Raw genomic sequence first — 25,316 nt, forward strand, 5'->3', positions numbered from 1 at the left:
CTTTTGAGAGGGACCCATGACCACCGGCCTGGACACCGGTACGTACGAGGTGCTGCGCGACCGGCTCGCCGCACAGGCCGCCGAACTCGCCCGCCGTACGGAGGAGCTGAACACCCGGCGCACCGGGGAGTTCGGCTCGCTGCGGCTTGAACTGGCGGGCACCGAGCGGCTGCGCACCGACGCGGCCTGCGTTCCCCGCGACGTCGTCTCCGTCGGCGACGCACTGCTCCTCGGCTACCACACTGTCCCCGGACGGGGAGCGGAGACCACGGTGGGCGACGTGTTCGCGCTGTACGACCGCGGCCTGAAGCCACTGTCCCGGGACGCCGTACCGGGACTCCTCGACGACCCCGCCTTCGTCCGTGAGTTCACCGACCTGCACCGCTACTACCGGCAGGCCCGTCTGCTGCGGGTGCGGCGTCTGGAGGGCAGACTGCTCGCCGTCTTCCAGACCGGCGAGAAGACCGAGGACATGCGGGTCCTGCGCTGGACGATCGACGACGACGGTCGGCCCGCCTTCTTGGACGCCCGGGGCGAGCGCGACCATGTCCGGCCGCCCGCCCGCGACTTCGACTGGACCCGGACGACCCGCGAGGACCACGTCCTCGGCCGCCACCCGCACGTCCGTGTCGAGGGCGAAGTGTTCGTCTCGACCGTCGGCGGCAGTCTCACCGTCAAGCTGGCGGACGACACCGGGACGGGGGAGGGGATCCACCGCGAGCCGGTCGCCGAACCGCTCCAGTCCCTCGCCGACGCGGACATCGCGTACGCCTGTGTCGGCCCCCTGATCCTGCTGCGGATCCGCCCCTACAACGAGGACGCCGACCGCTGTCTGGTGGTCAACACCCTCACCAGGTCGGTGGTTCGCCTGGACGGCCTCGGGCAGGCGTGCCGACGACTGCCCGGGGACCAGGGGATCGTCTTCCCGGGCGGCTACTGCCTGGCGGCCGGGCCGTACCGGACCTTCGAGGGCGTGGACACCGGCGGGCTGCAGTTCCAGCGGGAGATCCGCTCCCCGAACGGCGAGGACGTGCTGTACGCGTTCCAAGCATCCGGCCGCGGCCGCGCCCTCCTCCTGCCCTACAACACGATCCGCAAGGAGGTCGCCGCGCCGCTGCCCTGCCATGGCTGGGCCCTGCACGACGACGGGGCCCTGACGCTGCTGCGTCCCGACGGCGACGAGCCGCAGCGCGTGCACTCGCTCCAGCTGTGGAACTCCCCCTACGTCTCGGACGCCCATGCCGCCGCGCACCCCGTGGGCTCCGGCCCACTGGCCCGCGTCGGCAACGCCGACCTCGTACGCGGCATCTCCGACTGCTTGTCGATCGCGGGCACCCTCACCGGGACGACACCGACCGGCGAGATGTACGCGGCACTGGCCGCCGCCTGCGTCCGGACGGCGGACTCCCACCCCTGGCTGGGCGAGACGGAACTCGGTGACCTGCTCGGTCCGCTGGAGCAGGTCCGGGCGACGGCCGAGCAGGTGTTGACCGAGTCCGAGGCCGTGCGGGCCCTCACCCGGCGGGCGGCCGAGGCGCTCGCGGAAGCGGCCGCGCGCGTGGCGACGGTCGTACGGCGCCTGCGGGGCGAGACGCCGCGAGGCACGGCCGGCTGGGTGACCGGACTGACCGAACTGCGCAACGCCCAAGGGCATCTGCTCACACTCAAGGACATGCGGTACGCCGACACCGCCCGCATCGACGAACTCGCCGCCGAAGCCGCGGCCGACCTCGCCTCCTTCGGACAGCGAGCCGTCGCGCACCTGGCCCGCGAGGACGCCTTCGCCGACCACCTGACCGACGCCCGACGGCTCACCGCCGACGCCTCGGAGACCGCCACCGTGGCCGAGGCGGAGCCCGTCGCCACGCGCATCGACGAACTCGCCGACAGGCTGCGCACGGTGAGCGAGATCGTCGCCGGACTCGACATCGGTGACGCGACCGTGCGCACGGCGGTCCTGGAACAGACGGCCGAGGTCCTCGGCGCCGTCAACCGCGCCCGTGCCACCCTCGACGGCCGCCGCCGCGACCTCCTGGACCGAGAAGGGCGCGCCGCGTTCGCCGCCGAGTTCGCACTGCTCGGCCAGACCGTCACCGGCGCACTCGCGGCAGCCGACAGCCCCGAGGCGTGCGACGAACAACTCGCCCGTACACTGGTGCGGTTGGAGAACCTGGAATCCCGGTTCGCCGAGTCCGACGACTTCCTCGGCGAACTCGCGGACAAGCGCGAAGAGATCCACGAGGTGTTCTCCACCCGAAGGCAGACCCTCGCCGACGCCCGCGCCCGCCGCACCCAGCAGTTGGCCGACTCCGCAGCCCGTGTCCTCGCCACGGTCAGCCGCCGCGCCGGCGTGCTCGCCGACGCGGACGCCGTCACGACGTACTTCACGTCCGACCCGATGCCCGCCAGGATCCGCCGCGTCGTCGACGAACTGCGCGCGCTCGGCGACCAGGTCAGGGCGGAGGAACTGGACGGCCGCCTGAAAGCCGCCCGCCAGGGAGCCGTGCGCGCCCTGCGCGACCGCACCGACCTGTACGCCGACGACGGCCGCACGATCCGCCTGGGCGCCCACCGGTTCGCCGTCAACACCCAGTCCCTCGACCTCACCCTGGTCCCGCACGGCGACACCCTCGCCTTCGCGATCACCGGCACCGACTACCGCTCCCCGGTCACGGACCCCGACTTCACTGCCGCGCACCCCTACGGGGACCGCCCCCTGCCGTCCGAGTCCCCCGAGGTCTACCGCGCCGAGCACCTCGCCGCCCGGCTCCTGGCCGAGCACGGTCCGCAGGCGCTCGCCGAGACCGATCTGCCGGCCCTGGTCAGGCAAGCGGCGGAGGCGGCGTACGACGAGGGCTACGAACGCGGCGTCCACGACCACGACGCGACGCTCGTCCTCACCGCACTCCTGCGCCTGCACGAAGGCGCCGGCCCGCTGCGCCACGAGCCCGCCGCCCGCGCCGCCGCCCAGCTGTTCTGGGCCCACTCCACGACGCCCGACGAGCGCGCGCGCTGGACCCGGCGTGCGGTGTCCCTGGCCCGCGCCCGTGACACCTTCGGTCCCACCCCCGCGACCGCCGACCTGCGAGCGGAACTGGCGGAGGCGATCGGCCACGAGGGAGCCGCCGGGTACCTCTTCGAAGAGCTGACGACCGGCCCCGACGGCTTCGTCATCAGCGGCGCCACCCGCACCCTGCTCGACAAGTTCCGCCGTACGGTGGGCACTTCGGCGTACGACGACGACCTCGCCGCACTTCCTGCCCCGGCCGACCGCAAGCAGCTCGTCGAAGCCTGGCTGACGTCGTACACCGCCGCCACCGGCACGGACATCACGCCCGGTGACCTGGCCGAGGCGGTGGCCGCCGAACTCTGCCCGGAACTGGTCCGCCACGAGTCCGACGCGCCCCTGACCGAGACCGTCGAGGGACTGCTCGGCACCCACCCGCGGATCAACGGGCGAGCCCTGACCGTCCGCCTCGACGAATTCCTCGCCCGGACCCGGGCGTTCCGCACCCACGAGGCGCCTGCCCACCGCGCCCACCAGCGCCGGCGCACCGCGCTCGTGACCGCCGAGCGGGCACGTCTGCGCCTGGACGAGTACCGGCCGCGCGCGATGCCCTCCTTCGTCCGGGGCCGGCTCGTCGACGAGGCGTATCTGCCGCTCGTCGGCGACAGTCTGGCCAAGCAGCTCGGCACCACCGGCGGGACCGGGCGCACCGACACCGGTGGCCTGCTCCTGCTCGTCTCCCCGCCCGGCTACGGCAAGACCACCCTGATCGAGTACGTCGCCGACCGGCTCGGTCTGCTCCTGGTGAAGGTCGACGGCCCGGCGCTGGGTCACACCGTCACCTCCCTCGACCCCGCGCAGGCCCCGAACGCGACGGCACGGCAGGAGGTCGAGAAGATCAACTTCGCGCTGGCGTCGGGCAACAACACCCTCCTCTACCTGGACGACATCCAGCACACCTCGCCCGAGCTGCTGCAGAGGTTCATCCCGCTGTGCGACGCCACCCGCCGGATCGACGGTGTGCGCGACGGCGTACCGCGCACCTACGACCTGCGCGGCAAACGGTTCGCCGTCTGCATGGCCGGCAACCCGTACACCGAGTCGGGCAGCCGCTTCCGGGTGCCCGACATGCTCGCCAACCGGGCCGACGTGTGGAACCTCGGCGACGTCCTGACCGGCAAGGAGGACGCCTTCGCGCAGAGTTTCCTCGAGAACGCGCTGACGGCGAACGCCGTGCTCGCCCCGCTGGCCGCCCGCGAGCACGGCGACCTGGAACTGCTGGTCCGACTGGCCGGGGCCGACCCGACGGCGCGCGCCGACCGGCTGACGCATCCGTGTCCGCCCGCCGAACTGGAGCGCATCCTGGCCGTTCTGCGCCACCTCCTCACCGTCAGGGAGACGGTCCTGAAGGTGAACGCCGCCTACATCGCCTCGGCCGCCCGGTCCGACGTCACCCGCACCGAACCGCCCTTCCGGCTCCAGGGCTCGTACCGCAACATGAACAAGATCGCCCAGCGGGTGCGGCCGGTCATGAACGACGCCGAACTGGCCGCGCTGATCGCCGACCACTACCGGGCCGAGGCCCAGACCCTCACCTCCGACGCGGAGGCCAACCTGTTGAAGCTGGGCGAGTTGCGAGGCACTCTGACCGGTCGACAGGCAGCGCGGTGGGACGAGTTGAAGGCCGCCCACGGGCGCGATCAGGATTTCGGCGGCGCGGAGGAGGACCCGCTCACCCGTGCGGTCGCCGCGCTGGGCCTGCTCGCCGACCGGGTCGCCGCCGTCGAGTCCGCCATCACCCGTGCCACCGACCACCGCTCCGACGACCAGCGGCCCCCGACCGGGCGGAGGGAGCAGTCGTGACGCCGTTCCTGGTTCCTCTCGCCGTGGCCGCCCTGATCGTGGCGGTCTGCACGGTGGTGCTGGTCCGCCGGGACCGGAGCCGGACGGCGGCGAGCGTGGAGAGCCTCCGTATCGGGACGGCCGCCCCCCGCGGCCTGCGTGACACCCGGCGTCGCGCACACGCCTGTGGGAAGCGGTTCCCGCGCGAGCACGACTGACAGTGAGGTAAGAACGGTGACCGGGCGTGCGCCGGCCGTCCACCGGTACGTGCGCCGCGTCTACTCCGGTGTCGCGGTGCCGAGCGCGCCGAGGAGTTCGTGCAGCAGACGGGAGGCCGTGATCACGCCCAGCAGACGCGCTCCGCCGGCCTGCTTCTCCACCACGGCCACCAGCGGGCTGCGCACGCGTGCCATCAGCGCGGCCACCTCCAGCGCGGTGTCGTCCGGATCGACTACCGGCGGGGGAGTCGGCTTGTCGGACAGACAGTCCCCGACCCGGCGCCCGGCCAGGGCCTGACAGAGCCGGTCGGCGTGCTTCTCGTCGATGACGGCCGCGAGGGCGGGGTCCTCGATCACGTACTCCGGCACCAGCGTCCTGACCATCTGAGAGGCCGGCAGGATCGCCTTCGGCTCCCCCTTCGCGTCGAGGACCAGCAGGCCCGGCAGCCGGTGCTCCGCCATCAGCCGGGCGGCGTCCAGCGCGTCGCTGTCGACGCTCACCGTCTCGTATCCGACCGCCAGGTCACGGGCGCGCATGCCGGACTCCTCATCTGCGGGAAACGTACCTGTGCTCAGCGTCGTACACGCCTGAGGCATGGGCCAGCGCGTTGACGTGAACCCAGCGTGGCTGTTCCCGCCGCGGCTGCCGGGCAGCGAAACGCCCGGTGCTGCGCGCCGCACATGAGGCCGGTGGCGAACATCATCAGCCCGAACCGTACGGGAGAGGCGAGGAACGCCGAGTCCTGGTCGTCCAGGCCGCACAGCCAGATCATGTCGAACACGAGTCACCGTTCCTGTTTCCGGCCGGTCCGCCCCGCACCACTTCGGCGCATCCGGCACCGCTTCCGGTTCAGGCCGACGCGAAGTAGCGCAGCCAGACGTACCCGGTCGACAGCGTCACCGTGACGACGGTGACCACGAGGCCGTACTTGGTGAACTGCCAGAAGGAGATGGGCTGGCGGTTGCGTTCTGCGATGCCGAGGACGACGACGTTGGCGCTGGCGCCGATCGCGGTGGCGTTGCCGCCGAGGTCCGCGCCGATGGCCAGCGCCCACCACATGACGTGGGCGGGGTCTCCGCCCATGCTGTGCACCAGGTCGGCGGTGATGGGGGCCATGGTGGCCACGTAGGGGATGTTGTCCACGACGCCGGACAGCACCGCCGAGGCGCCCAGCAGCAGCATGGAGCCGCCCAGCTCGTTGTCACCGATGGCGCCGGCGAGCGAGCGGGAGATCTCGCCGATCACGCCCGTCTCGATCAGGCCGCCGATCATGATGAACAGACCTGCGAAGAAGGCCAGCGTGGGCCACTCGACCTCGCCCAGCACGTCGCCGGTCTCCGCGGAGGAGACGGCGATCAGCAGACCGGCGCCGAGCAGGGCGACGACGCTGGGCGCGTAGTGCAGCACCGGATGCAGCACGAACCCGGCCACGACGAGGACCAGCACCGCGAGACCCTGGACCAGCAGCCGGCGGTCCTTGATGGCCTCCTTCTCCTCCAGGGCCATGATCTCCTCGGCGCGTGTCTCGTCGTAGACGAAGGACGCGCGGAACAGGAAGCGGCACAGGGCGAGGAGAACCACCACCAGGAGCGCGGACAGCGGGGCCAGGTGGACGAGGAAGTCGTTGAAGGTCAGCCCGGCACGGCTCGCGATGATGATGTTGGGAGGGTCTCCGACCAGGGTCGCCGTGCCGCCGATGTTCGACGCGAACACCTCGGCGATCAGGAAGGGCGCGACGGGCAGCGCCAGGCGCTCGCAGACGAGGAGGGTCACCGGGGCGACGAGGAGCACCGTGGTCACGTTGTCGAGGAGCGCCGAGGCGAGCGCGGTGATCACGACGAGCATCGCCATCACCCGGAACGGCCTGGCCCGCGCCCGTTTCACCGCCCAGATGGCCAGGTACTCGAACATGCCCGTCTTCTTCAGCACGCCGACGATCATCATCATGCCCATGAGAAGGAAGATGACGTTCCAGTCGATGCCGGAGTGCTCCGAGAAGAAGGCCGACGAGTCGTCGGTCGCGCCGATCGCCAGCATCAGCGCGGCACCGCCCAACGCCGCGCCGACGCGGTGGATCCTCTCGCTGATGATCAGGCCGTACGCGGCGATGAAGACGACGACCGCGGCCCAGCTCTGCCAGCCGTTCACGTTTCTCCGACAAGTCGTTCCAACACACGGGCCCCGTCACCGCACCCGCCGGCCGGGGGCGGCCGGCGGGGTGAGGGCGCGGGGCATGAAGGCCAGGGCCTGCGTGATGCTCCCCTCCGGGGCGACGGCCGGTGGCCGGACCCTGTGGCGTGGCAGCCACCGTGCCAGCGTGAGCTCGGCGCGTACCCCCGGCGCTTCTTCGAGGGCGCTCCGAGATGTCACGCGCCGACCCGGTCGGCCCCCTCGACGGTCCGCGCTCTCCACGTTCAGCGACTGCCGTAGCTTCGCAGGGACTTCCTTGCATCCGACGACGGCGGCGGCGAACACGGGGTCGGTCGGCGTGAGGACGGCGCCGACCAGGAAGGACGTCGTCCAGTCCAGGCCCACCAGGTAGTGCGTGATCAGGGCCATGCCGACGAACGCCAGGGCCATGCCGAGGCCGAGTGCGCGGGCCGGGTTGCGCCAGGTGGCCCGGAGTTTCGGGAAGGAGACGTGCACGCCGTCGGTGAACAGCACCGCGAACAGCACCGCGAACAGTGCCAGATCGGCCGTCACGGACACGATCTCGCTGTCCGGGGTGATGTGGATGAGTCCCAGGAAACCGTCGCTGACGAGCGCGCCGCCGACGAGGAAGAGGAACGAGGTGGACAGGACGGTCCGGGCGGCCGGACCGGACAGCAGCACCGCGATGAGCAGCGCCACTCCGAACACCACGACGAGCACCATGACCCGGACCCCCGATCGGTGAAGAGACTTGTCCCCGAACCGCCGACCAGACTTCCCGGCACACCGCTCGGAACCCTACACGTTCTTTACGCGACGTTGACAGATCGTTGGCGTGCACCTCTGTCCTGCTCCGCGTTGCCGGAATCCGGCAACGCGGAGCAGGCGGTGGGCCACTCGGCGCCTGTCCTGCGAACAGGGGGCGGAGATGCCGGGCCGTCGGCGGTCGGTGGGTCCTCGGAGGCCCTCACGGACTGACCAGCCGTCGGGGTGTTCCGCTCCTTCGAGCCCCCGGGGACCCCCAGGCGGCCCGGAGAACATTCCCAGCAGCACGAAAAGGGCGGTGACCGTGCCCAGGACCCGGAGTACGCGGCCGGTTCGGTCTCGGGAAGGAGGGCGCCGTTGCGGTGGGCCGCACGTTCGCGTGGCGGGTGAGTCCGTCGTCTGGACTGCTACGCCCTTTTCAGACCCGAGGCCGACGGCAAGGGGCGCAGTGCCATCGATTCTCTCCTGAGCTGACCGGCTGCGTAGAGAGACGACAGAGGGGCGCAGCATCGCTGCACCCCTCTTCGGCGTTCCGCTGCCCGGCGCGTCGCCTGCTCGGGAGCGGCGAAGCCCAGCACATCTCACTCTGGCTCTCTCCGCAGTTTCGTGAGCGCCCGTTCAGCAGGACCGTAGATCCCCTCGGGATCATCGTGAGCCCATGCCGCGTACTCCTCGAAGCCCAGGTTGCCGATGCTCAGGTTCGCGTGGACGTCGTGGAGTCCTGCGGGGATGGTGCGGAAATCGCGGCCGAACTCGGTCAGTTGTTCGTAGTCCTGATCGTCCACGCACTCCTCCCGCGTCAGCGTGGTGACCGCCAGCAGTGGGTGGCTCTCGGCCTGCATGGTTGTACGGTCGGCGACAAAGACAACGGCCAGGTTGTCGTCGCCGCAGACCGCAGTCAGCACCTCGTCAACGGTCGCCCCTGCCCAGGCCGGATCGTCGATGAAGTGGACGTGTGCCTCGTACTGCCTGTCTCCCCAGGGCTCCGTCAGCGCCGCCGCCACGTCCTGCCACGCCCGGTCGTCGAGGTAGTCGGTTCTGACGACCAGGGCATCGAACTCATCACGGCCGGTGACGGCGGGCAACGCTCTCATGGATCCTTCTCCTCGGTGACGATCGGTAAGCCGTGCCCGACTGTCTCATGGGCCGTTTTCGAGGATGCGGGTCCGGAGGAGTTCGAACGAGGCTCGGCCGTACATGGCCCGCTTGAGTGTTTTCACCCGGTTCACATGCCCCTCGACCACCCCGGAGCTCAGTTCCGTGGGCGGCAACAGCATCGGGGGCGGCTTCGGCACCTCGGTCACCGTCTCCTCCTCGGCACGTTTGCGCAGGCAGTCCGCGGTGCCGGTGGCAGGTCTTCTCCACCGCGGCGGACAGGTTCTGCATCAGGTGCCAGCGATCAGTGACTACCAGGGCGTGAGGGGCGGCTTCGTTGACCGCCTTGGTGCAGGCGGCGGCCTGGCCTGCCACGAGCCGCACTCAGTCGGTGAGGCCCAGCGCCCCCGCTGCCTGGATCGCCAGCCAGACCTCGGCCAGGGCACCCGTCGACGTCAGGTCACGGTGGGCGAGAGCGCCGAAGCGGCGCAGCCGGTAGGCGAGGGTGTTCGGATGGATGTGGAGCGCCGCCGCAGCCGTCTCGGTACGGCGGTCGCGCTCCATCCAGGTACGGGCGGAGACCAGCAGCTGCGAGTCATGGGCCTCGTCGTAGCGCAGGACTTCGCCGAGCACGCTCTCGACCAGTGCGGTGAGGACAGCGGGGTCGCCGGGCAGCCACCGGCCTGTCGAGTCGTCTCCGTACCGGACGACGGGGCGGCCCGACTCCACGGCTTTGGAGACCGCCCAGAGCGCCTCGCGCTGGGCGACCTTCAGCGCGGCGCCCGGCAAGAAGGGGCGGCTCATGCCGGCTGCCACGGCCGGCAGCTCACCGACGGCCGCCGCCAGCTCCGGTGCCCCCAGGACGTAGCGGTCCTCGCCCCGGGTGAGCAGCAGATGGGGATGGTCCTCCAGACAGCGCAGCAGTGCCTCGTCGGTGGTGTGGCGCACCACGAGGAGGACGGTGTCGCCCTCGATCGCGTGCCGGGCGAGCCGGCGGCGCGCGGCCTCCGGGTCGAGCACCTCCTGGAGGAGTTCGGCCAGCGTCTCCGCCCCCTCGCGGCGCAGCGTCTCGCGCTCGTTGCGCACCATCGCCAGCCGCAGCGCCGCCACGGTGGCGATGTGCTGGGCGACGGCGAGCCCCGCGGGCTGGGCGCCCTGACGCTCGTACGCGACGAGAAAGCCCGCCGGGCCGCCGGGCGCGGGCACCGGAAGGACGAATCCGCCGGGGACGGTCGGTGGAGCGTCGACGGAAGCGGGCAGGACGGCGGGATCCGGCGCGGGAACGCCGGGCAGGAGCGGGCGGCCCTGTGGTGTGCAGAGGTAGACGTCGTAACCCGACAGTTCTTCGAGGCGGCGCAGAAGCGTCGGCGTGTCGAGGTCCTCGGCGACCAGCCAGCGCAGCGCGCCGAACACCTGGAGCTGGGCCCCCAGCCGGTGCCGGGCGTCCTCCTGGACCGCGGCCGCGACTTCCTGGGCGACAGCGATGAACGGGACGGCGAGCGGCACTTCGAGAACCGGGAACCCCCGCTCCTCCGCCGCCCGGAAGAACGCGTCGTGCAGCGGGGGCATGTGCAGCTGCGCGGAGAGCGCGAGAGCGGACACCCCGGCGTCGTCCAGCCGCTCCAGATAGGCGCGCTGTCCGGCCGCGGTACGGGGGACCGCCAGACCCGTCGTCATGATCACCTCGGCGCCCAGGAGCCAGGGCGTCGGATCGGCGAGCTCGCTGGCGTGCGCCCAGGACACGGACCGGCCCAGACCGCCGCCGCCGGCCTTCACGGAGAGTTGGAGTGCCGGGAAGGAGAGCAGATCCCCGACGGTGAGTTTGTCGCTGGCCACAGAAGAAAGCGTACTGCTCTGTGATCGACACAATTGTCGCTGGTCATCCGGGGGCCACACACTGTGAGCCCGGCCCCCATGCATGAACGGAAGGTGGAGCCCCCGTGACGACCTCGATCACCGAAATCGAGACCTATGGTGTCGAGCGGATCCCGGACGAGGACCGCACGGCCCGTCCGATCGATCTGTTCCGGCTCGCCTTCGGCGGCGCCAACACCTTTGCGACCTGTGTGCTGGGCGCCTTCCCGATCCTCTTCGGCCTCTCCTTCTGGCAGGGACTCGCGGCGACCGTCCTCGGCCTCGTCGCGGGTGCGGTGCTGCTGGCCCCGATGGCACTGTTCGGCCCTGCCAACGGCACGAACAACGCCGTCTCCTCCTCCGCGCACCTGGGCGTGCACGGCCGGGTCGTCGGCTCGTTCCTCTCCCTGCTCACCGCCGTCGCGTTCTTCTCGATCTCGGTGTGGTCCTCGGGGGACGCGCTCGTCGGCGGCGCGCACCGGCTCGTCGACGTCCCCGAGTCGGACGTCTCCTACGGCATCGCGTACGCGATCTTCGCCGTGCTCGTCCTGGTCGTCTGCATCTACGGCTTCCGGTTCATGCTGCTGGTCAACAAGATCGCGGTGCTGGCGGCATCGGCCCTCTTCGTGCTCGGCGCGTTCGCCTTCGCGGGCGACTTCGACCCCGGCTACACGGGAACCTTCGCCTCCACCTCCGACCCGCTGTTCTGGCCGTCCTTCATCGGCGCCGCGCTGATCGTGCTGTCCAACCCGGTCTCCTTCGGCGCGTTCCTCGGTGACTGGTCCCGCTACATCCCGGCCGGGGCCCCGCGCCGCCGGGTGATGGGGGCCGCGTTCCTCGCCCAGATCGCCACCCTGCTGCCGTTCCTCTTCGGCCTGGGCACCGCGTCGATCATCGCGTCCAAGGCCTCGAAGTACGTCGACCCGGCCGCCCCCAACTACGTGGGCGGACTGCTCGCGATCTCGCCCGGCTGGTACTTCCTGCCGCTCTGCCTGATCGCCCTGATCGGCGGCCTCTCCACCGGCACGACGTCCCTGTACGGCACGGGGCTCGACTTCTCCAGCGTCTTCACGCGCTTCAACCGCGTCCAGGCCACCTTCTTCATCGGCGCCCTGTCCATCGCCTTCATCTTCGTCGGCCGCTTCGCGCTCAACCTCGCGCAGTCCATCTCCACGTTCGCCACGCTGATCATCACCTGTACGGCCCCCTGGATGATCGTCATGACGCTCGGCTATGTCACCCGGCGCGGCTGGTACGACGCGGAGGCGCTGCAGGTCTTCAACCGCCGCCAGCGCGGCGGCCGCTACTGGTTCACGCACGGCTGGAACTGGCGCGGCATGTCCACCTGGCTCGTCTCCGCCGTCGTGGCGCTCCTCTTCACCAACCTCCCCGGCCAGTTCGTCGGCCCGCTGGGCGACCTCGCGGGCGGCACGGACATCTCGCTCCCGGTCGGCCTCGGCCTCGCGGTCGTGCTCTACCTGGCCCTGCTCACCCTGTTCCCCGAGCCGCGCGCCGTGTACGGACCGGCCGGACCCCGCTTCGTCAGGGCGTCGGACGCCCCGGTGTCGCCGATCACCGGCGGCGCCGGGGAGACCGTCACCGAGCCCGCCGTGGCCCACTGAGCCCTCGCCCCCGCCGCAACCGAACGCCGGGCGTTCCGGCTCCGCCCGCCGAACGCCCACCACCAGGAGCTGTGCATGAGCACCACCACCGTCCAGGAAGTCCGGGCCGCCGCGGACGCGCTCGTCGCCGCCTTCGCCGAGGGCCGGCTCGACGACTACTTCGGCGCCTTCGCCCCGGATGCGACCTTCGTCTTCCACACCACCCCGCAGCGGCTGGGCTCCACGGCCGAGTACCGCGCGCTCTGGCAGCGGTGGGTGGAGCAGGACGGCTTCCGCATCCTCGGCTGCACCTCGTCCGCACAGCTGATCCAGGACTTCGGCGACACGGCCGTCTTCAGCCACGACGTGGAGACCCGGATCGCCACCCACACCGGCGAGGAGACGGTCCACGAGCGGGAGACCATCGTCTTCGCCCGCGCCGACGGCGGCGGCTGGACGGCCGTCCACGAACATCTGTCCGCCCGCACCGCCGCCTGACCAGGAGAGACGTTCCATGAGCACCACCTTCCGCAACTACATCGACGGTGCGTTCGCGGACGCCTCGGACGGCCGCACGCTCGATGTGGTGGACCCCGCCACCGGTGACGTCTACGCGACCTCCCCGCTCTCGGGGGCGGCGGACGTCGATGCGGCGATGTCGGCCGCAGCTGCGGCGTTCCCCGTCTGGCGCGACACCACGCCGTCCGTGCGGCAGCGCGCGCTGCTGAAGATCGCCGACGCGATGGAGGCACGGGCCGACGAACTGGTCGCCGCGGAGAGCAGGGACACCGGCAAGCCGCTCCACCTCACCCGTAGCGAGGAACTCGCCCCCGCCATCGACCAGGTCCGCTTCTTCGCCGGCGCGGCCCGCATGCTGGAGGGCCGCTCGGCCGGCGAGTACATGGAGGGGATGACCTCCCTCATCCGCCGCGAGCCGGTCGGTGTGTGCGCACAGGTCGCGCCGTGGAACTACCCCCTGCTGATGGCCGTATGGAAGTTCGCCCCGGCACTCGCGGCGGGCAACGCGGTGGTCCTCAAGCCCTCGGACACCACCCCGGCCTCCACGGTGCTGATCGCCGAGATCGTCGGCGGTGTCCTGGAGGAGCTGGCACTGCCCCGCGGCATCTTCAACGTGGTCTGCGGCGACCGCGAGACCGGCCGCCTGATGGTGGAGCACCCGACCCCTGCGATGGCCTCCATCACCGGTTCGGTACGCGCCGGCATCCAGGTCGCCCAGAGCGCGGCCAAGGACGTCAAGCGAGTCCATCTGGAGCTCGGCGGCAAGGCCCCGGCTGTGGTTTTCGAGGACGCCGACCTGACGAAGGCGGTCGAGGACCTGGTGGTCGGCGGTTTCTTCAACGCCGGCCAGGACTGCACGGCCGCGACCCGCGTCCTGGTCCACGAGTCGGTCCACGACGAGTTCGTCGCCGCCCTCGCCAAGGCCGCGGCCGCCACCAGGACCGGGCAGCCGGACGACGAGGACGTGCTGTACGGACCGCTCAACAACGCGGGCCAGCTCGCCCAGGTCAGCGGCTTCATCGAGCGACTCCCCGAGCACGCCAGGATCGAGGCCGGCGGCCACCGGGTCGGCGAGAGGGGCTACTTCTACGCCCCGACCGTGGTCTCCGGGCTCCAGCAGGACGACGAGATCATCCAGAACGAGGTCTTCGGCCCGGTCATCACCGTCCAGTCCTTCACGGACGAGGCCCAGGCCGTGCAGTACGCCAACGGCGTCGACTACGCGCTGGCCTCCTCGGTGTGGACCAAGGACCACGCACGGGCGATGCGGATGTCGAAGAACCTCGACTTCGGCTGTGTGTGGATCAACGCCCACATGGCACTCGTCGCCGAGATGCCGCACGGCGGGTTCAAGAAGTCCGGCTACGGCAAGGACCTCTCCGCGTACGGCTTCGAGGACTACACCCGGATCAAGCACGTCATGACGTCGCTCTGACATCCGGGAACGCGTCGCCCGCCCCGGCTCTGCACCGGGCGGGCGAACGCATTCCCCAGCGGCGTCCGGCGGTGCCAGGGCCGCGGGAGGGGAGGAGGCCGGTCAGCCGTGGCGTTTTGGCGCCCGCTGGTGTCCCCGGACGCGCTGCCCCGTAGGCAGGGAGCACGCCCGTCGGCTGAGGCGTGCCGTGCTCTCAGCGACAGATCGATGCGGTCCGCCGGTGGCGATGCGAAGCGACTGCGCCGCTGGGTGTTGAGCCAGGCCTGGCTATCCGCCCGCGAAACGGGCCGCCAGGTCCATGGCCTCCTGGGTGAGTTTGATGTGCAGGCCGGAGTTGTCCTGCGTGGCGACCTGGGTGAAGCTGCCCTTGTGCCACCAGAACACCGAGGGGCTCAGCGCGCCCGGCGACTGCTCGAAGCCCGCGGCGGCGAACCGGGCCATGGTGTGCAGCGAAGGGGCCACGCTCCCGTCGCGGATGATGTGGAAGGCGAGTTGGTGCCGGTGCGGCAGCGTGACCAGCATTCCGTCCGGCGCCGATGCGTCCTTGGCGTAGCGGCGTACGACCTCGTCGAGGACCAGGGCGAGGCTCGCGATGAAGTACGAGCCTCCCGTCAGCACCTCGAAGTGGGAGCCGTCCTTGTCCCTGACCGTCTTGTGCTTGTCGACGCGGACGGCCCGTAGGTTCTGGAACGCGCGGTCCCGAAGGGCCGTGATCTCACCCAGACCGGAGAGGGAGTCCGCGGTCAGCATGTCGACGGTCTCCGGAAGGTCGAGCGCCAACACCTCCAGCAGCCCCGGGACCGATGGGGGACCGTACCCGAAGGCCTTCACGAGCGCGGGATCGCCGGGAATGAAGCGGGGGTAGAGCTGGGCCAGGAGCCGTTCGCGCGGCAGCGCCCTGAGAGCCTGAGGCCCGTTCATCGAACGGACGACCCGGTCGACGTGTTCGTCTACCAGCGTCCGCCAGCGCCGAGGGCCGCGGCTGTCCTGGTGGCACACGGTCGCGAGATTGGAGAGGCCGAAGCGCCAACCCGAGTCCGTGGTCACACGTCCCGGCTCGACCGTCACCTCGATGCCGCGCTCCGCGAAGGCCTCGCGGACGAAGGTACGCAACCGGGCAGCCTCCGCCTCGGACAGGAACGCGAACTCCCCGTCGCGCGGCAGGTCCGCCCCCTCACGACGTTCTCCGCGCCGGAATATCCCCACCAGGTCCCCAATCGCTCCAAGATGCGGATCATAGCCGCGACCCGCCCAGGCGCCTTCTTCAGGTGTTCACGCCCGGCCGGGGGTCGGACGCCGACGGCCCCTCGACTTTCCCCGGTGATCTGCTTCCGGGCCAGGAACCAGATCACCTGAGGCGACGAGCGAACCGGATCAGATCATCTGAGATTCGGACCAGGCCAACTGGGACGGGACAGTGCCGGCGGCCGGTCCCGGCGAGCGGCTGGGACTGCCCTAGCCACGACGGTCGATGTCCGCAGCCACGACGGTCCATGTCCGCGGCTGCCGTATGGCCGGCGCGGTCGACGGGGATGCGGTCGACGGGGATGCGTCGGTGGGCTCATCGGGTGTCGAGGACGGCCCGACCCGCCATCGGGCGTAGGCCTCAGGGTTCTCGTCGGCCGGCGCCCGTGCGATCGCGCTGCGGCAGCGGCGGCCGAACAGAGGCCAGGGGCGGCCCCATCCGTCCGGTCAGGCCGGCGCGGCAAGCGGCAGAGTGATCCACGGCGCCACTCCGGAGGCGGGGTGCCGGGGCCACGTATCGTTCGAAGTCCTGCCAGGTCATGTCGTCGAGACCATTCCCCCCGGCTTTCCATGATCTGTTCGCCGGTGTGGAAGCGTCGGCTGGTGACGCCAAGAGCGCCTTCCCGGCTGAACGAGTAGGGGTGGAGACGTTCATGGAGCCACGGATTACGCGGTCGGCGTTCGGCCTGCTGCCGGGGGTCGACACCGCGGCCGTCGAGTGCCGCGTCGACCCAGCCGCCTACGGGGCTTCGTGAGGAGCGTCGGTGCGGGGTTCGGGTGCCGAGACCGGCTGGTCGTCCCGGATCGGGAGAGTCGCCGTGTCATCCACCGGCCCCCGCAGCTCCACCGTGAAACCGGCGCGCTCGAGCGCCTCGGCGCCCCGCGCGGTTGCCATGGCGAGCGCGAGCCGGTCGGAGACGGTCTGCACGACAACCGCCTCGGTCTCGCTCGCGGCTGCCGTCAACTCAGGTAGGCCCAGGCGGTCGGACAGCTCGATCCGCGCCCACAGCAGGGGACGGTTCTCGACCGCGGCTCGAGCGAACACCGGGTGCGCCGCCGTACGCAGTCCCGCCTCCCGTGCGAACGCGCGCTCCTGGGCGTCCTCGCCCACGAAGACACAGTCGTCGGCCGCCGCTCCTCCGGTACTCACGACGGCCTGGTCGAAGATCCTTCGGCTGTCCTTCGCACCCCAGTGCACAAGCGCCTCGTCCATGAAACGGCCGGAGAACGCCTCGTGCAGTGCGGTCGCTGCCCGTGCGGCGGCACCGTCGCCCTGCCCGGGGTTGGAGATGATGCCCTGGCGCACTTCACGGAGCGCGTCGAGCACTGCCATGACACGCGGTCGGGGCTGGAGTGTCAGGGAGCCGTCGGGTTCCACGTGGGCATCCGCCAAGGTCGCCCCGATATCGAAGAAAATCACAGACATGTGAAGTGCCTCCCCATGGTGAACGCTTTCGAGTCGCGACTACTCGGGTGAAAGGGCGCCCATGATGCGAACTGCCGGACGGCCTCCCGCCGTGGTTGGCAGCCGCCGCCGCGCAGGCCCGTGCCGAAACCGCGACCCCGTGGGCCGCCGCCGGTGAGCCGATCGAGCCGGCCTCCGTCGTTCTGCCCGCTCCGCGTCCGGGCCGGTGGGCGGACCGATGCGACGATCGTCGTGCCAGGCGTCGTTCGCCCGGTGCCGCCTGGACCGCCTGGAAGTCGGGTGCCGCCTGGCAGCTCGTCGAAGAACTTGGATGACGTCGAGGTGCCCACCGACGTCATGCAGCACAGTTACATGCTGTCCTTCCGCACCGTGGCCGAGGTCGAAAGCCCGGCCCGCAAGGCCTGCCTGCACCCTGGTCGGCGGCGACCCGGCCGGTTTGACGCTCACACCGGGCTCGACCGAGGCTACTGGCGAGAGGCGAGTCTCCGGAGAACCAGGGAGGACACTGGCGTGGGCAGGGTGCGCAGTGTGCGGACCAGGGCCGCTGCGGGCCAGGGGAAGTATGCCTGTGCCGGTTCCCTCTCGAGGGCGCGTACGACATGGCGTGCCGCACGTTCCTGGCTGACCTGGAACGGTTTGGGCAGGCCGTCCCCTCTGATTCGGTCGGTGGCGACGAATCCCGGGTGGATGGAGGTGAACCGGATCCCCCTGGGGGCCAGTTCGACGCGCGCGGCGTCGATCAGTGTGCGCGCGGCCGCCTTCGCCGCCGAGTACGGTCCCTGGCGGGGGATGCCCGTGAGACCCGCCAGGGAGTTGGTGTGGGCGATCAGGCCTCCGTGCTCCTGGGCGAGCATGTGCTCGATCAGCGGGACGAGGTAGTTGACGACGACGTCGTAGTTCAGGGCCATGATCCGGGACACGTCCGCCACACCTACCTGGTCCATGGACATGTCCGGTCCCTGACCGGCGTTGAGCAGCGCGATGTCGATCGTCCCGAATTCCGCAGAGGCGGCCGCCACCACCCCGGCCGCCGCCGACGGATCCAGAGCGTCGGCGGCGATGTCCAGACAGGCGCTGCCCGCCGCTCGCACATCCCTTGCCACGGTGGCCAGTTCGGGGGCTCGCCGTGCTGTGAGGACGAACCGGTTGTCGCCGTGGGCGAGATGGCGAGCCACTTCGGCGCCGATGCCCGACGAGGCGCCGACGATCAGGACGGTCCGGTGGGTGATGCGCGCCATGGTGGCCCTCGCTCGGAGACTCAGCCTTCGCAGGAAGTGACGGTTTTCCCCACGGTACGTGGGTACGGTCTCGACCACTGTGTGGGCCCTGCGTTCCGGCGGCACCGCTTCCGTGGCCGGCTCGGGGGCATGGTCCTCCGTGAGTCACGCATGCTGGACGGCTTCTTGGCGGAGGACAACCTCCGCCGAGTTCACGCCGACTGGCTGTTCACGGGCGGCTTGTGGCCTCCGCCCTGGGGTCCAGGTCATGGACACCACCGTGGCCGAGGCGCCCGCCCGACGGACCGCGGGGTGCCGTGCCCATCGGTGATCAAGTGATGCCTGGAGCCGGTCCGGCCCCGGTCGACCGGCCAAGGGTCCGTGTGATGCCCTCTTTTAGCGCCCGGACGTGGGAGGAGTCGACCACGCAGCGGGACCAGCCCAGCCGCGAAGCCGCGTTCGGCTGGGCGAGCAGCACCTCATGCAGCCGTTGCCAGACGCCGGCCTCGTAATCGATTGGGCCGCTCGCTGGAAGCCCCCACTGGCATCGTCACCCGGCGCGAATGCGAGGACGCGGGTTCAGTGCCTGCCCGAAAGCTGGGCAACCACCCCAGGCGGCCCGTTCGTTCGGCCACTCAGCCAGGTGCGGCGGCCGGGGACTCCGCGTGCCGAAAACCTGGCAGGATCAGGCACAGTGCGGCCGCGGCGGCGGTCGTGGCGGCGAAGGCGCCTACCGCCCAGGCGCCGGACACGTGCTGGACCATCAGGCCGGCGATCAGTGGCGCCAGTGCCGCGAGCGCGGTGGCCGCCATCACCACGGTGCTGATGACTCGGCCACGCATTTCCTCCGGCGCGCTGCGAAGCACCACGGCGACCAGCGCAGCGTTCGCGGCCGGCGCGAGCAGCAGCGCCAGGGCGACCGGCACCGCCACCAGCGGTGACGGGATGAGCAAGGACGCAGCGCCGAACAGCAGGGCCCCGGCCAGGGTGATCGTGGTGGTGAGGGTTGCCAGGCGCATACGCCCTTGCAGCCGGGGTGCGACCACGGCGCCGAGCAGTCCGCCGACCGCGATGGCTGCCTGCGCCAGGCCGATCACCGTGGTGGAGGAGCCGTGTTGTCGCATCGCCAGGGTGATGCTGAAGAGCACGCCGCTGAAGGCGAAGTTCACCAGGGGCGTCTGGATCACCGCCGCGCGCAGAACTGGCACCTGCCAGACGAGTTGCAGGCCATCGGTCACCTCACGCCACAACGCTGTGCGCCCGGCCGTGTTCTCCGGGCGGAATCGCCCGCGGATCCGGCTCACCGTGCCGCACGAGACCGCGAAGGAGACGGCGTCGGCCAGGAACGGGACGGCCCGGCCCACCCCGAACAGCACCCCGCCGAGCGCCGGGCCGGCCAGGCCGGCGCCGTACGTCCGGGCTTCGGTGGCCGCCCACGCCTGCTCGAGCTGCCCGTCCGGCACGATTCCCGGCAGTGCGGCGGCGGCGGACGGGTCGAACATGACACCGGCGGCCCCCTCTATCAGGCTCACGGCCAGGACCACCGGCCAGGACGCGAGATCCAGCACGATCAGGATGCCGAGCAGAGCCAGCAGGGAGGCGCGCACGGCGTCGCAGATGATCATCGTCAGCCGCCGGTCGAACCGGTCCGACAGCGCCCCGGCGGGTAGTTGCAGGCATAGCAGGGTGATTGCCCGCACCGTGCCCACCACCCCGGCGAGCACCGCCGAGTGGGTCAGGGCCAGGATGAGCAGCGGGTAGGCGATCCCGCTGATGTGTGTGCCGGTATCGGACAGCAACTGGCCGATCCACAGCATCCGGAAGCCCTTGTTGCGCCGGAGCGGAACCTGTCGTGGCACATCGGTGGCTATCTCGATCCCGCTGGCGTCGCTCACCTTCAATACGATAAGCGCCGAGGTTGTCACCTTGCGGATGCGGAGATCTGGCCGCAGTCTCGCTCCCGCCGCCGAGTCGCCGGGAAGGGTGATTGACTTCCTGTCTCGACCTTCAATCAGCGTGCCCACACCATGGAAACGATGCTGTTGGTGATCTTCACTCGGTGGGGTGAAGTCTGCCGCTGACTTCGCCGACTGGTATCCGGCTGACGGACGGTGTGGGCTCTCGCCCGTTCAACTGGCTCTGCTACGTCCTCCAGGACGCCGTCGTTGTTCCAGCGGCGTCCTTCCCACGCGGTCGCGTCGAGCAGGTAGGCGAACCGCGCGCCGAGGGCGGCAGGGGGGGCGTCGAGGTCCCGGGCGATCCGGGCGCGCTCCAGTGCGCCGCCACGCACGGGCCAGCAGGTAACGCAGCCCCGTGGAGAGCACCTCAGGGGGCAGGTCCGGGTCCAGGTCGTCGGCGTTCGGGGAGAGCCAGGAGGCCAGCTCGGGGATGTGGGGCGGTCGAGGAACAAGGCCCGCCGTACGCGGAACGCATTCTGGCGCTTTCGGCGCAGGCCGTGACCGCGACCGGCCAGACCGTGGTCGGGCACTGCGGCGTAGGCCTGATCGAGGACCTCACCGCCGCGCCCCTCGCGCAGGCCCTGGCCGACTTCGCCCGCATGCACTCGCAAGCGACGCTGGAGCTGGTCAGCGCGCCCGGACCGGCGATGAGAAGGGCCTTCACGGGCAACCGCATCCACTTGGCGCCGTGCGAGCCGTCTCATCTCCCCGAACCGACACACTGGACCGTACGGCTGCCACTGGTGTGGGCTGCCCGGCCCGAGGCGGATCTCGGTCTGGACCCGCTGCCGCTCGCGCTGTTCTCGCAGCTGTGCCGCTGGCGCATGCCGGTGCTCGGCACCCTCAAGGACAGCGGACACGCCTGGCGTATCGCCTTCGGGAGCACCAGCCTGACCGGTGTTCACGGCGCGGTCCGTGCCTCACCTGTTTCCAGTGATGACCGTGTCCTATGTGTGAGGCGGCATCCGGCCACGGAGCCTCCGCAAAACCCGTTGGCGGACCACGGCGACCGTTGCTAGTCTCCCGGAAGCCGTGCGAGAGAACGAGGAGGTGGTACCCGTGAACGCAGTATCGACATGGGTGCTCCCCTCCGGGGTCACGGTCGGGCGATAGGTCGTCCGGGAGCGCCGTTCACGAGCACTCCCGAAAGGCACGACCATGCAGTTCACTTCCGAACAGCGCCTCGACGACGGCGTCCTCGAGCGCGAATTCACCCTCGGCGAGATCCCCGGCACCCTGTGGACGCCCGGATCCGCACCGGCTCCGCTGGTCCTGATGGCCCACAACAACGGCCTGCCCAAGGCGGAACCCCGGCTGGTGGCCCGGGCCCGGTACACCGCGGCGCGCGGCTACGCGGTGGCCACCATCGACGCCGCCGGGTGCGGTGACCGTCCCCGTTCCGCCGCCGACGAGCAGGCCCGTGCCGACCTCCGGCGGGCGATGCAGGCCGGCGAGCCGGTCGACGAGATCTTCGAGTCCTTCATCGGCCCGCTGGTCGAAAACGCGGTCCCGGAATGGCAGACCACTCTGGACGTCCTCCTTGAGCTGCCCGAGATCGGCGGCCCGGTCGGGTACTCAGGGGGGTGGACCGCCCTCGGCATTCGGCTGGCGGTGGTCGAGCCGCGCATCGCGGTCGCAGGCTTCTTCGCCGGGGGGTACGTGCCCCGCGCCCAGCGCGAGGAGGCCCGGCAGGTCACCATTCCGCTGCTGTACTTGCTGCAGTGGGACGACGAGGGGAACCCCCGGCAACGGGCCCTGGACCTGTTCGACGCTTTCGGCAGCAAGGAGAAGACGCTGCACGCCAATCTGGGCGGGCACACCGGCACCCCGTGGTTCGAACTGGAGGACGGGTGCCGGTTCTTGGACCGACACCTGAAGTGAGGCCGGGCCGTCCGGCGGGGAGCAGACGGTAGGCGGTGTCGGCCAGGATGCCGTCATCGAGGACAGGTACCGGCCCTCCTCGATGGCGGTGGCCGGCAGATGCACAACCGCCCCGATCGCGGCGGTACCGGCCATCGGCGGTACCGGCCGGTCGGGGCGGCGCTCGGCCACCAGCGCCGCCATCGGCTGGGACCATGCCGTGAGGCACTCGACCCGTACCCTGCGGATCGCCGGGCAGTCGACCGACTCGACCACCAGCGCCCGGGCCGGGCCGGTGAACAGGGCCTCGGTGGCGGCCCGGTACGCGGCGACGAAGAAGTCGTCCTTGGTCTCGAGACCATGCCCTATGTGGCGAGGCGGAGAAGCCGTTCGTAGCAGCAGAGGGCGGTGGCGAGACCGAGAACGGCCGGATAGTTGCGGGGGTGGCGCTCTTAGCGGTGGTTGAGTCGGCGGTATCCGGTGAACCAGGACATGGTTCGCTCTGTCACCCACCTGCGTCGCCCGAGTCGCGCGGAGGACTCGATTGCCTTGCGGGCGATACGGACGCCGATGCGCTTGCCTCGTAGCCACCTTCGCAGCTCGGGTATGTCGTATGCCTTGTCGGCATACAGACGCTGGGGCTTGAGGTGACGCCTACGGTGGGGGTCGCGTCTTGATTGGTGACCGAGCACCATGGGCTTCAATGCCTGGCTGTCGTGGCTGTTGGAGGCCGAGACTCCGACAACGAGGGGCAGTCCGTTCGCATCCGACGGGACATGCATCCTGGATCCTGGCTTGCCCCCAACCACGGGGACCGGACCTGTGAGTTCGCCCCTCTTTTAGCGTGGACGTGGGCGGCGTCGAGGACCGCCCGGGAGAGATCGAGGCCCGCATCGTCGAGCCGGTGCAGGATCGCCTCGTGGAGCCGGCCCAGACTCCAGCCCTCGATCAGATCAGCCCGCACTCCGGGCCCATCAGGCACATCGACAAAGATCACCCTGACGGGCCGAAGCCAGTAACTGTCGTATCCTGCAAGGCAGATCGAGCGACGTAGCGAACGCACTTGACGGGTGTTCCGTGCTGTGTCCCGTCCGTATGGTCGGGCCCCGCTGAGGGCCGTATCTCACGGCCAGACCGGGGTGATCGGCTCCAGAGCTTCCCTCTTCCAGCGCGATGGATTGGTCTCGCGGGCCAGGCCGGTATCGCGAGTTTCGGCCCGTGGACTCAGGTGCCCAGCGCGCCGCTCTGGCCTGCTTCACACCCGAGTTCCTCGCGGTCTGCGAGGCGATCGGGTGAAATCGCCGCGCCCCCCTTGAGTCACTCCTTCGAGCGTCCGTTGTTGTCAGTGCAGGTGTCCGGTGTGCGTCGCATCCGTGTAGTCGGCGCCCCGGCACGGACGACCGTCGTAAGACAGGAGAGACCCGACCTTGACCTTGTCCACACACACCCTGAAACGGCGCGTGTCCGCCGCCGCCACCGTTCTGGCACTGGGCGTCGCCCTGCCTCTCGCCATCGGGGCCACGCCCGCGTACGCCCAGGCAGAACTGACCATTTCGAAGACCCACACGGGGGACTTCGCCCGGGGCGGGCAGGGGACCTACCTGATCACGGTCAGAAACACCGGTGACACGACGACCTTCGCCGAGACGGTGATGACCGACGCCCTGCCCCAGGGCCTCACGATCGCCACTTTCGACGGCAACGGGGCCGGGCTCGCCTGTGCCAGGGACGCCACGAACACAGTGGTCACCTGTAGCACCGATCCGCTGCCCGCAGGGGCCGTCTACACGGTGGAGATCGTCGTCGACGTGGCCGAAGACGCCCCCTGCACCGTCACCAACACCGCCATCATCGTCGAGCAGGCCGGAGCCGGTCTCAGCGCCAGGGCGAGTGACCCGACCCCCATCTCCGGCGGTGACTGCGGAGGGAACGACGGCACCGGGAACGGCTCGCTCCTGCCCATCGACCTCAACCTCAGCGGCATTCTGCCGACGTACAACAGCGCTACGAACAACACCTTCCACAGCCAGGGAACAACCAACATCACCGGTCAGGACGCGCACCCGAACCCCTGACATCACTGCTTGACGTACGGCACGTACTCCGTGTTCGCGGTGAGATCGGCTTGTTCCTTGCTGACTTCGGCTCGTCAGGGTGATCTTTGTCGATGTGCCTGATGTGCCTGATGTGCCTGATGGTCCCGCGGTGCGGGCTGTATCTCGTGCTGTGTGAGATACGCGGATGGGGGCGGGTTGACCGCTGCGGGAAGCCGTACGGCGGCAGACGGCTGAGTTGTGCGAGCAGAAGATCAAGCCGCTGGAGGTCGCCAAGCGCCACCGGGTGAGCCGGAAGTCGGCCTACCGGTGGCACCGACTGTGGCGGAACGGCCGGATCGAGGCAGCTACATCTCCTTCGAGGACGAAGCAGGCTTCACCCGCCGACCGCCCCGAGGCCGCACCTGGGGCGGCGCGGACACACCCCGGTCGTGACGGTGAGTGGACGGTGCTCGGGACGGCTGTCGGTGGCCGGGCTGATCGCGATGCGACCTGGCTTACGGACCCGGCTGTGCCATCGGCTGATCGCCCACCCCGCGGGTAAGGGCCAGCGCCGAAGCATGAGCGAACGCGACTTCATCGCCCTGCTCGACGGCACCCACCAGCTCATCAAGGCGCCGATCGTGTTGGTCTGGGACCGGCTCAACACCCATGTCTCCCGCACGATGCGAGACCTGATCGACGCGCGGGAGTGGCTGACGGTGTTCCTGTTGCCCGCCTACTCGCCCGATCTGAACCCGGGCGACGGCGTGTGGGCGCACACGTCAAGCGCAGCCTGGCCGACCTCGCTGTCGTGGCCCTGGACCGCTTGGAGGTCCTCGTCCTCAACCGGCTCGAACGCCTGCAGTACCGGCCCGAAACCCTCGACGGCTTCATAGCCGACACCGGCCTCACCCTCGGTGACCCCACCTCACCCTGACGAGCCGAAGTCGGCTGGGCGGAAGAGAACGATCTGGGGGCGGTGGGCCCCACGCCGTCGAACTACGAGCCCGGTACAGCGCCGCCGCCCCGCTGTCGGGCATGACAGTCACCTGCGCAGCGGTGAAGGGGGCGGGATTCACGGGCGGC

At 70.4% G+C, this 25,316-nt stretch carries 18 protein-coding genes and 6 pseudogenes; 11 read left to right on the plus strand and 13 right to left on the minus strand.

Translation table 11 applies throughout. The annotated features are described in order from the left end of the window. Positions 1-16 precede the first annotated feature (16 nt). The gene (locus OG562_RS44440) at positions 17-4,870 is read left to right on the plus strand and encodes a DNA repair ATPase (protein WP_266408435.1); all 4,854 of its coding nucleotides are present in this window, start codon (positions 17-19) and stop codon (positions 4,868-4,870) included. Further along, the gene (locus OG562_RS44445; protein ID WP_266408438.1) at positions 4,867-5,067 is read left to right on the plus strand and encodes a hypothetical protein; all 201 of its coding nucleotides are present in this window, start codon (positions 4,867-4,869) and stop codon (positions 5,065-5,067) included. The genes OG562_RS44440 and OG562_RS44445 overlap by 4 nt, the downstream gene beginning before the upstream one ends. Before the next feature lie 60 nt (positions 5,068-5,127). Here the strand turns inward: OG562_RS44445 and OG562_RS44450 are convergent, their stop codons facing one another. The 7 genes and pseudogenes from OG562_RS44450 to OG562_RS44475 form a co-directional block, all read right to left on the minus strand. Next, positions 5,128-5,604: a CBS domain-containing protein gene (locus tag OG562_RS44450; RefSeq protein WP_266408440.1), complete on the minus strand. Its 477-nt coding sequence runs from the start codon at positions 5,602-5,604 to the stop codon at positions 5,128-5,130. A 313-nt stretch (positions 5,605-5,917) separates the two neighbouring features. After that, positions 5,918-7,216, minus strand: a complete 1,299-nt coding sequence (locus OG562_RS44455; protein WP_266408442.1) for an ArsB/NhaD family transporter — start codon at positions 7,214-7,216, stop codon at positions 5,918-5,920. 255 nt (positions 7,217-7,471) lie between these two features. Further along, positions 7,472-7,942: pseudogene (locus OG562_RS44460) on the minus strand (cation:proton antiporter); the annotation flags it as partial. 623 nt (positions 7,943-8,565) lie between these two features. Continuing rightward, the gene (locus OG562_RS44465; RefSeq protein WP_266408443.1) at positions 8,566-9,078 is read right to left on the minus strand and encodes a hypothetical protein; all 513 of its coding nucleotides are present in this window, start codon (positions 9,076-9,078) and stop codon (positions 8,566-8,568) included. 45 nt (positions 9,079-9,123) lie between these two features. Then, complete coding sequence (locus OG562_RS44470) at positions 9,124-9,288, minus strand: hypothetical protein (RefSeq protein WP_266409896.1); 165 nt, start codon at positions 9,286-9,288, stop codon at positions 9,124-9,126. Positions 9,289-9,376: 88 nt separating this feature from the next. Then, positions 9,377-9,463: pseudogene (locus OG562_RS46320) on the minus strand (hypothetical protein); the annotation flags it as partial. Next, entirely contained in the window at positions 9,464-10,915 is a 1,452-nt protein-coding gene (locus tag OG562_RS44475) for a PucR family transcriptional regulator (RefSeq protein ID WP_266408444.1), read from the minus strand. 104 nt (positions 10,916-11,019) lie between these two features. On the opposite strand from OG562_RS44475, the gene OG562_RS44480 reads away from it, so the two are divergent. The 3 genes from OG562_RS44480 (at position 11,020) to OG562_RS44490 (ending at position 14,488) form a co-directional block, all read left to right on the plus strand. Beyond that, positions 11,020-12,555, plus strand: coding sequence for a cytosine permease (locus tag OG562_RS44480; RefSeq protein WP_266408446.1), 1,536 nt, complete (start codon positions 11,020-11,022; stop codon positions 12,553-12,555). Between the two features lie 75 nt (positions 12,556-12,630). Beyond that, complete coding sequence (locus OG562_RS44485; protein WP_266408447.1) at positions 12,631-13,032, plus strand: nuclear transport factor 2 family protein; 402 nt, start codon at positions 12,631-12,633, stop codon at positions 13,030-13,032. A 16-nt stretch (positions 13,033-13,048) separates the two neighbouring features. Next, entirely contained in the window at positions 13,049-14,488 is a 1,440-nt protein-coding gene (locus tag OG562_RS44490; RefSeq protein ID WP_266408448.1) for a gamma-aminobutyraldehyde dehydrogenase, read from the plus strand. A gap of 267 nt (positions 14,489-14,755) precedes the next feature. Here OG562_RS44490 and OG562_RS44495 read toward each other — a convergent pair whose 3' ends face one another. From OG562_RS44495 to OG562_RS44505, 3 genes are all read right to left on the minus strand, one after another. After that, the gene (locus tag OG562_RS44495; protein ID WP_266408451.1) at positions 14,756-15,601 is read right to left on the minus strand and encodes a hypothetical protein; all 846 of its coding nucleotides are present in this window, start codon (positions 15,599-15,601) and stop codon (positions 14,756-14,758) included. Between the two features lie 871 nt (positions 15,602-16,472). Further along, on the minus strand, positions 16,473-17,066 hold the full coding sequence (locus OG562_RS44500) for an HAD family hydrolase (RefSeq protein ID WP_266408452.1): 594 nt from the start codon (positions 17,064-17,066) through the stop codon (positions 16,473-16,475). Between the two features lie 557 nt (positions 17,067-17,623). Beyond that, positions 17,624-18,397: an SDR family oxidoreductase gene (locus OG562_RS44505; RefSeq protein ID WP_266408455.1), complete on the minus strand. Its 774-nt coding sequence runs from the start codon at positions 18,395-18,397 to the stop codon at positions 17,624-17,626. Between the two features lie 120 nt (positions 18,398-18,517). Between OG562_RS44505 and OG562_RS44510 the strand changes: the two are divergent. Then, a pseudogene (locus OG562_RS44510) lies at positions 18,518-18,680 on the plus strand (ArsR family transcriptional regulator); the annotation flags it as partial. On the opposite strand, the pseudogene OG562_RS44515 reads toward OG562_RS44510, so the two are convergent. Both OG562_RS44515 and OG562_RS44520 read right to left on the minus strand, forming a co-directional pair. After that, positions 18,676-18,884 (minus strand): annotated as a pseudogene (locus tag OG562_RS44515) (IS5/IS1182 family transposase); the annotation flags it as partial. The pseudogenes OG562_RS44510 and OG562_RS44515 sit on opposite strands and share 5 nt — an antisense overlap. 127 nt (positions 18,885-19,011) lie before the next feature. Beyond that, positions 19,012-20,271: an MFS transporter gene (locus OG562_RS44520; RefSeq protein ID WP_266408473.1), complete on the minus strand. Its 1,260-nt coding sequence runs from the start codon at positions 20,269-20,271 to the stop codon at positions 19,012-19,014. 560 nt (positions 20,272-20,831) lie between these two features. Between OG562_RS44520 and OG562_RS44525 the strand changes: the two genes are divergently transcribed. Then, positions 20,832-21,353 carry a LysR substrate-binding domain-containing protein gene (locus OG562_RS44525; RefSeq protein ID WP_266408476.1) on the plus strand — a complete coding sequence of 174 codons (522 nt, stop codon included), beginning with the start codon at positions 20,832-20,834 and terminating at the stop codon, positions 21,351-21,353. 139 nt (positions 21,354-21,492) lie between these two features. Further along, a complete protein-coding gene (locus OG562_RS44530) occupies positions 21,493-22,215 on the plus strand; it encodes a dienelactone hydrolase family protein (protein WP_266408477.1) in 723 nt (240 codons plus the stop codon). A 344-nt stretch (positions 22,216-22,559) separates the two neighbouring features. Here OG562_RS44530 and OG562_RS44535 read toward each other — a convergent pair. Further along, positions 22,560-23,151 (minus strand): annotated as a pseudogene (locus tag OG562_RS44535) (IS5 family transposase); the annotation flags it as partial. 470 nt (positions 23,152-23,621) lie between these two features. Here OG562_RS44535 and OG562_RS44540 point away from each other — a divergent pair. From OG562_RS44540 to OG562_RS44550, 3 genes and pseudogenes are all read left to right on the plus strand, one after another. Beyond that, the gene (locus OG562_RS44540; RefSeq protein ID WP_266408480.1) at positions 23,622-24,269 is read left to right on the plus strand and encodes a hypothetical protein; all 648 of its coding nucleotides are present in this window, start codon (positions 23,622-23,624) and stop codon (positions 24,267-24,269) included. Between the two features lie 217 nt (positions 24,270-24,486). Beyond that, the gene (locus OG562_RS46160) at positions 24,487-24,792 is read left to right on the plus strand and encodes a helix-turn-helix domain-containing protein (protein WP_323187631.1); all 306 of its coding nucleotides are present in this window, start codon (positions 24,487-24,489) and stop codon (positions 24,790-24,792) included. Further along, positions 24,680-25,167, plus strand: a pseudogene (locus OG562_RS44550) (transposase). Before OG562_RS46160 ends, OG562_RS44550 begins: the two are co-directional and overlap by 113 nt. Positions 25,168-25,316 lie beyond the last annotated feature (149 nt).

Source organism: Streptomyces sp. NBC_01275 (genome assembly GCF_026340655.1).
Classification (GTDB): Bacteria; Actinomycetota; Actinomycetes; order Streptomycetales; family Streptomycetaceae; genus Streptomyces.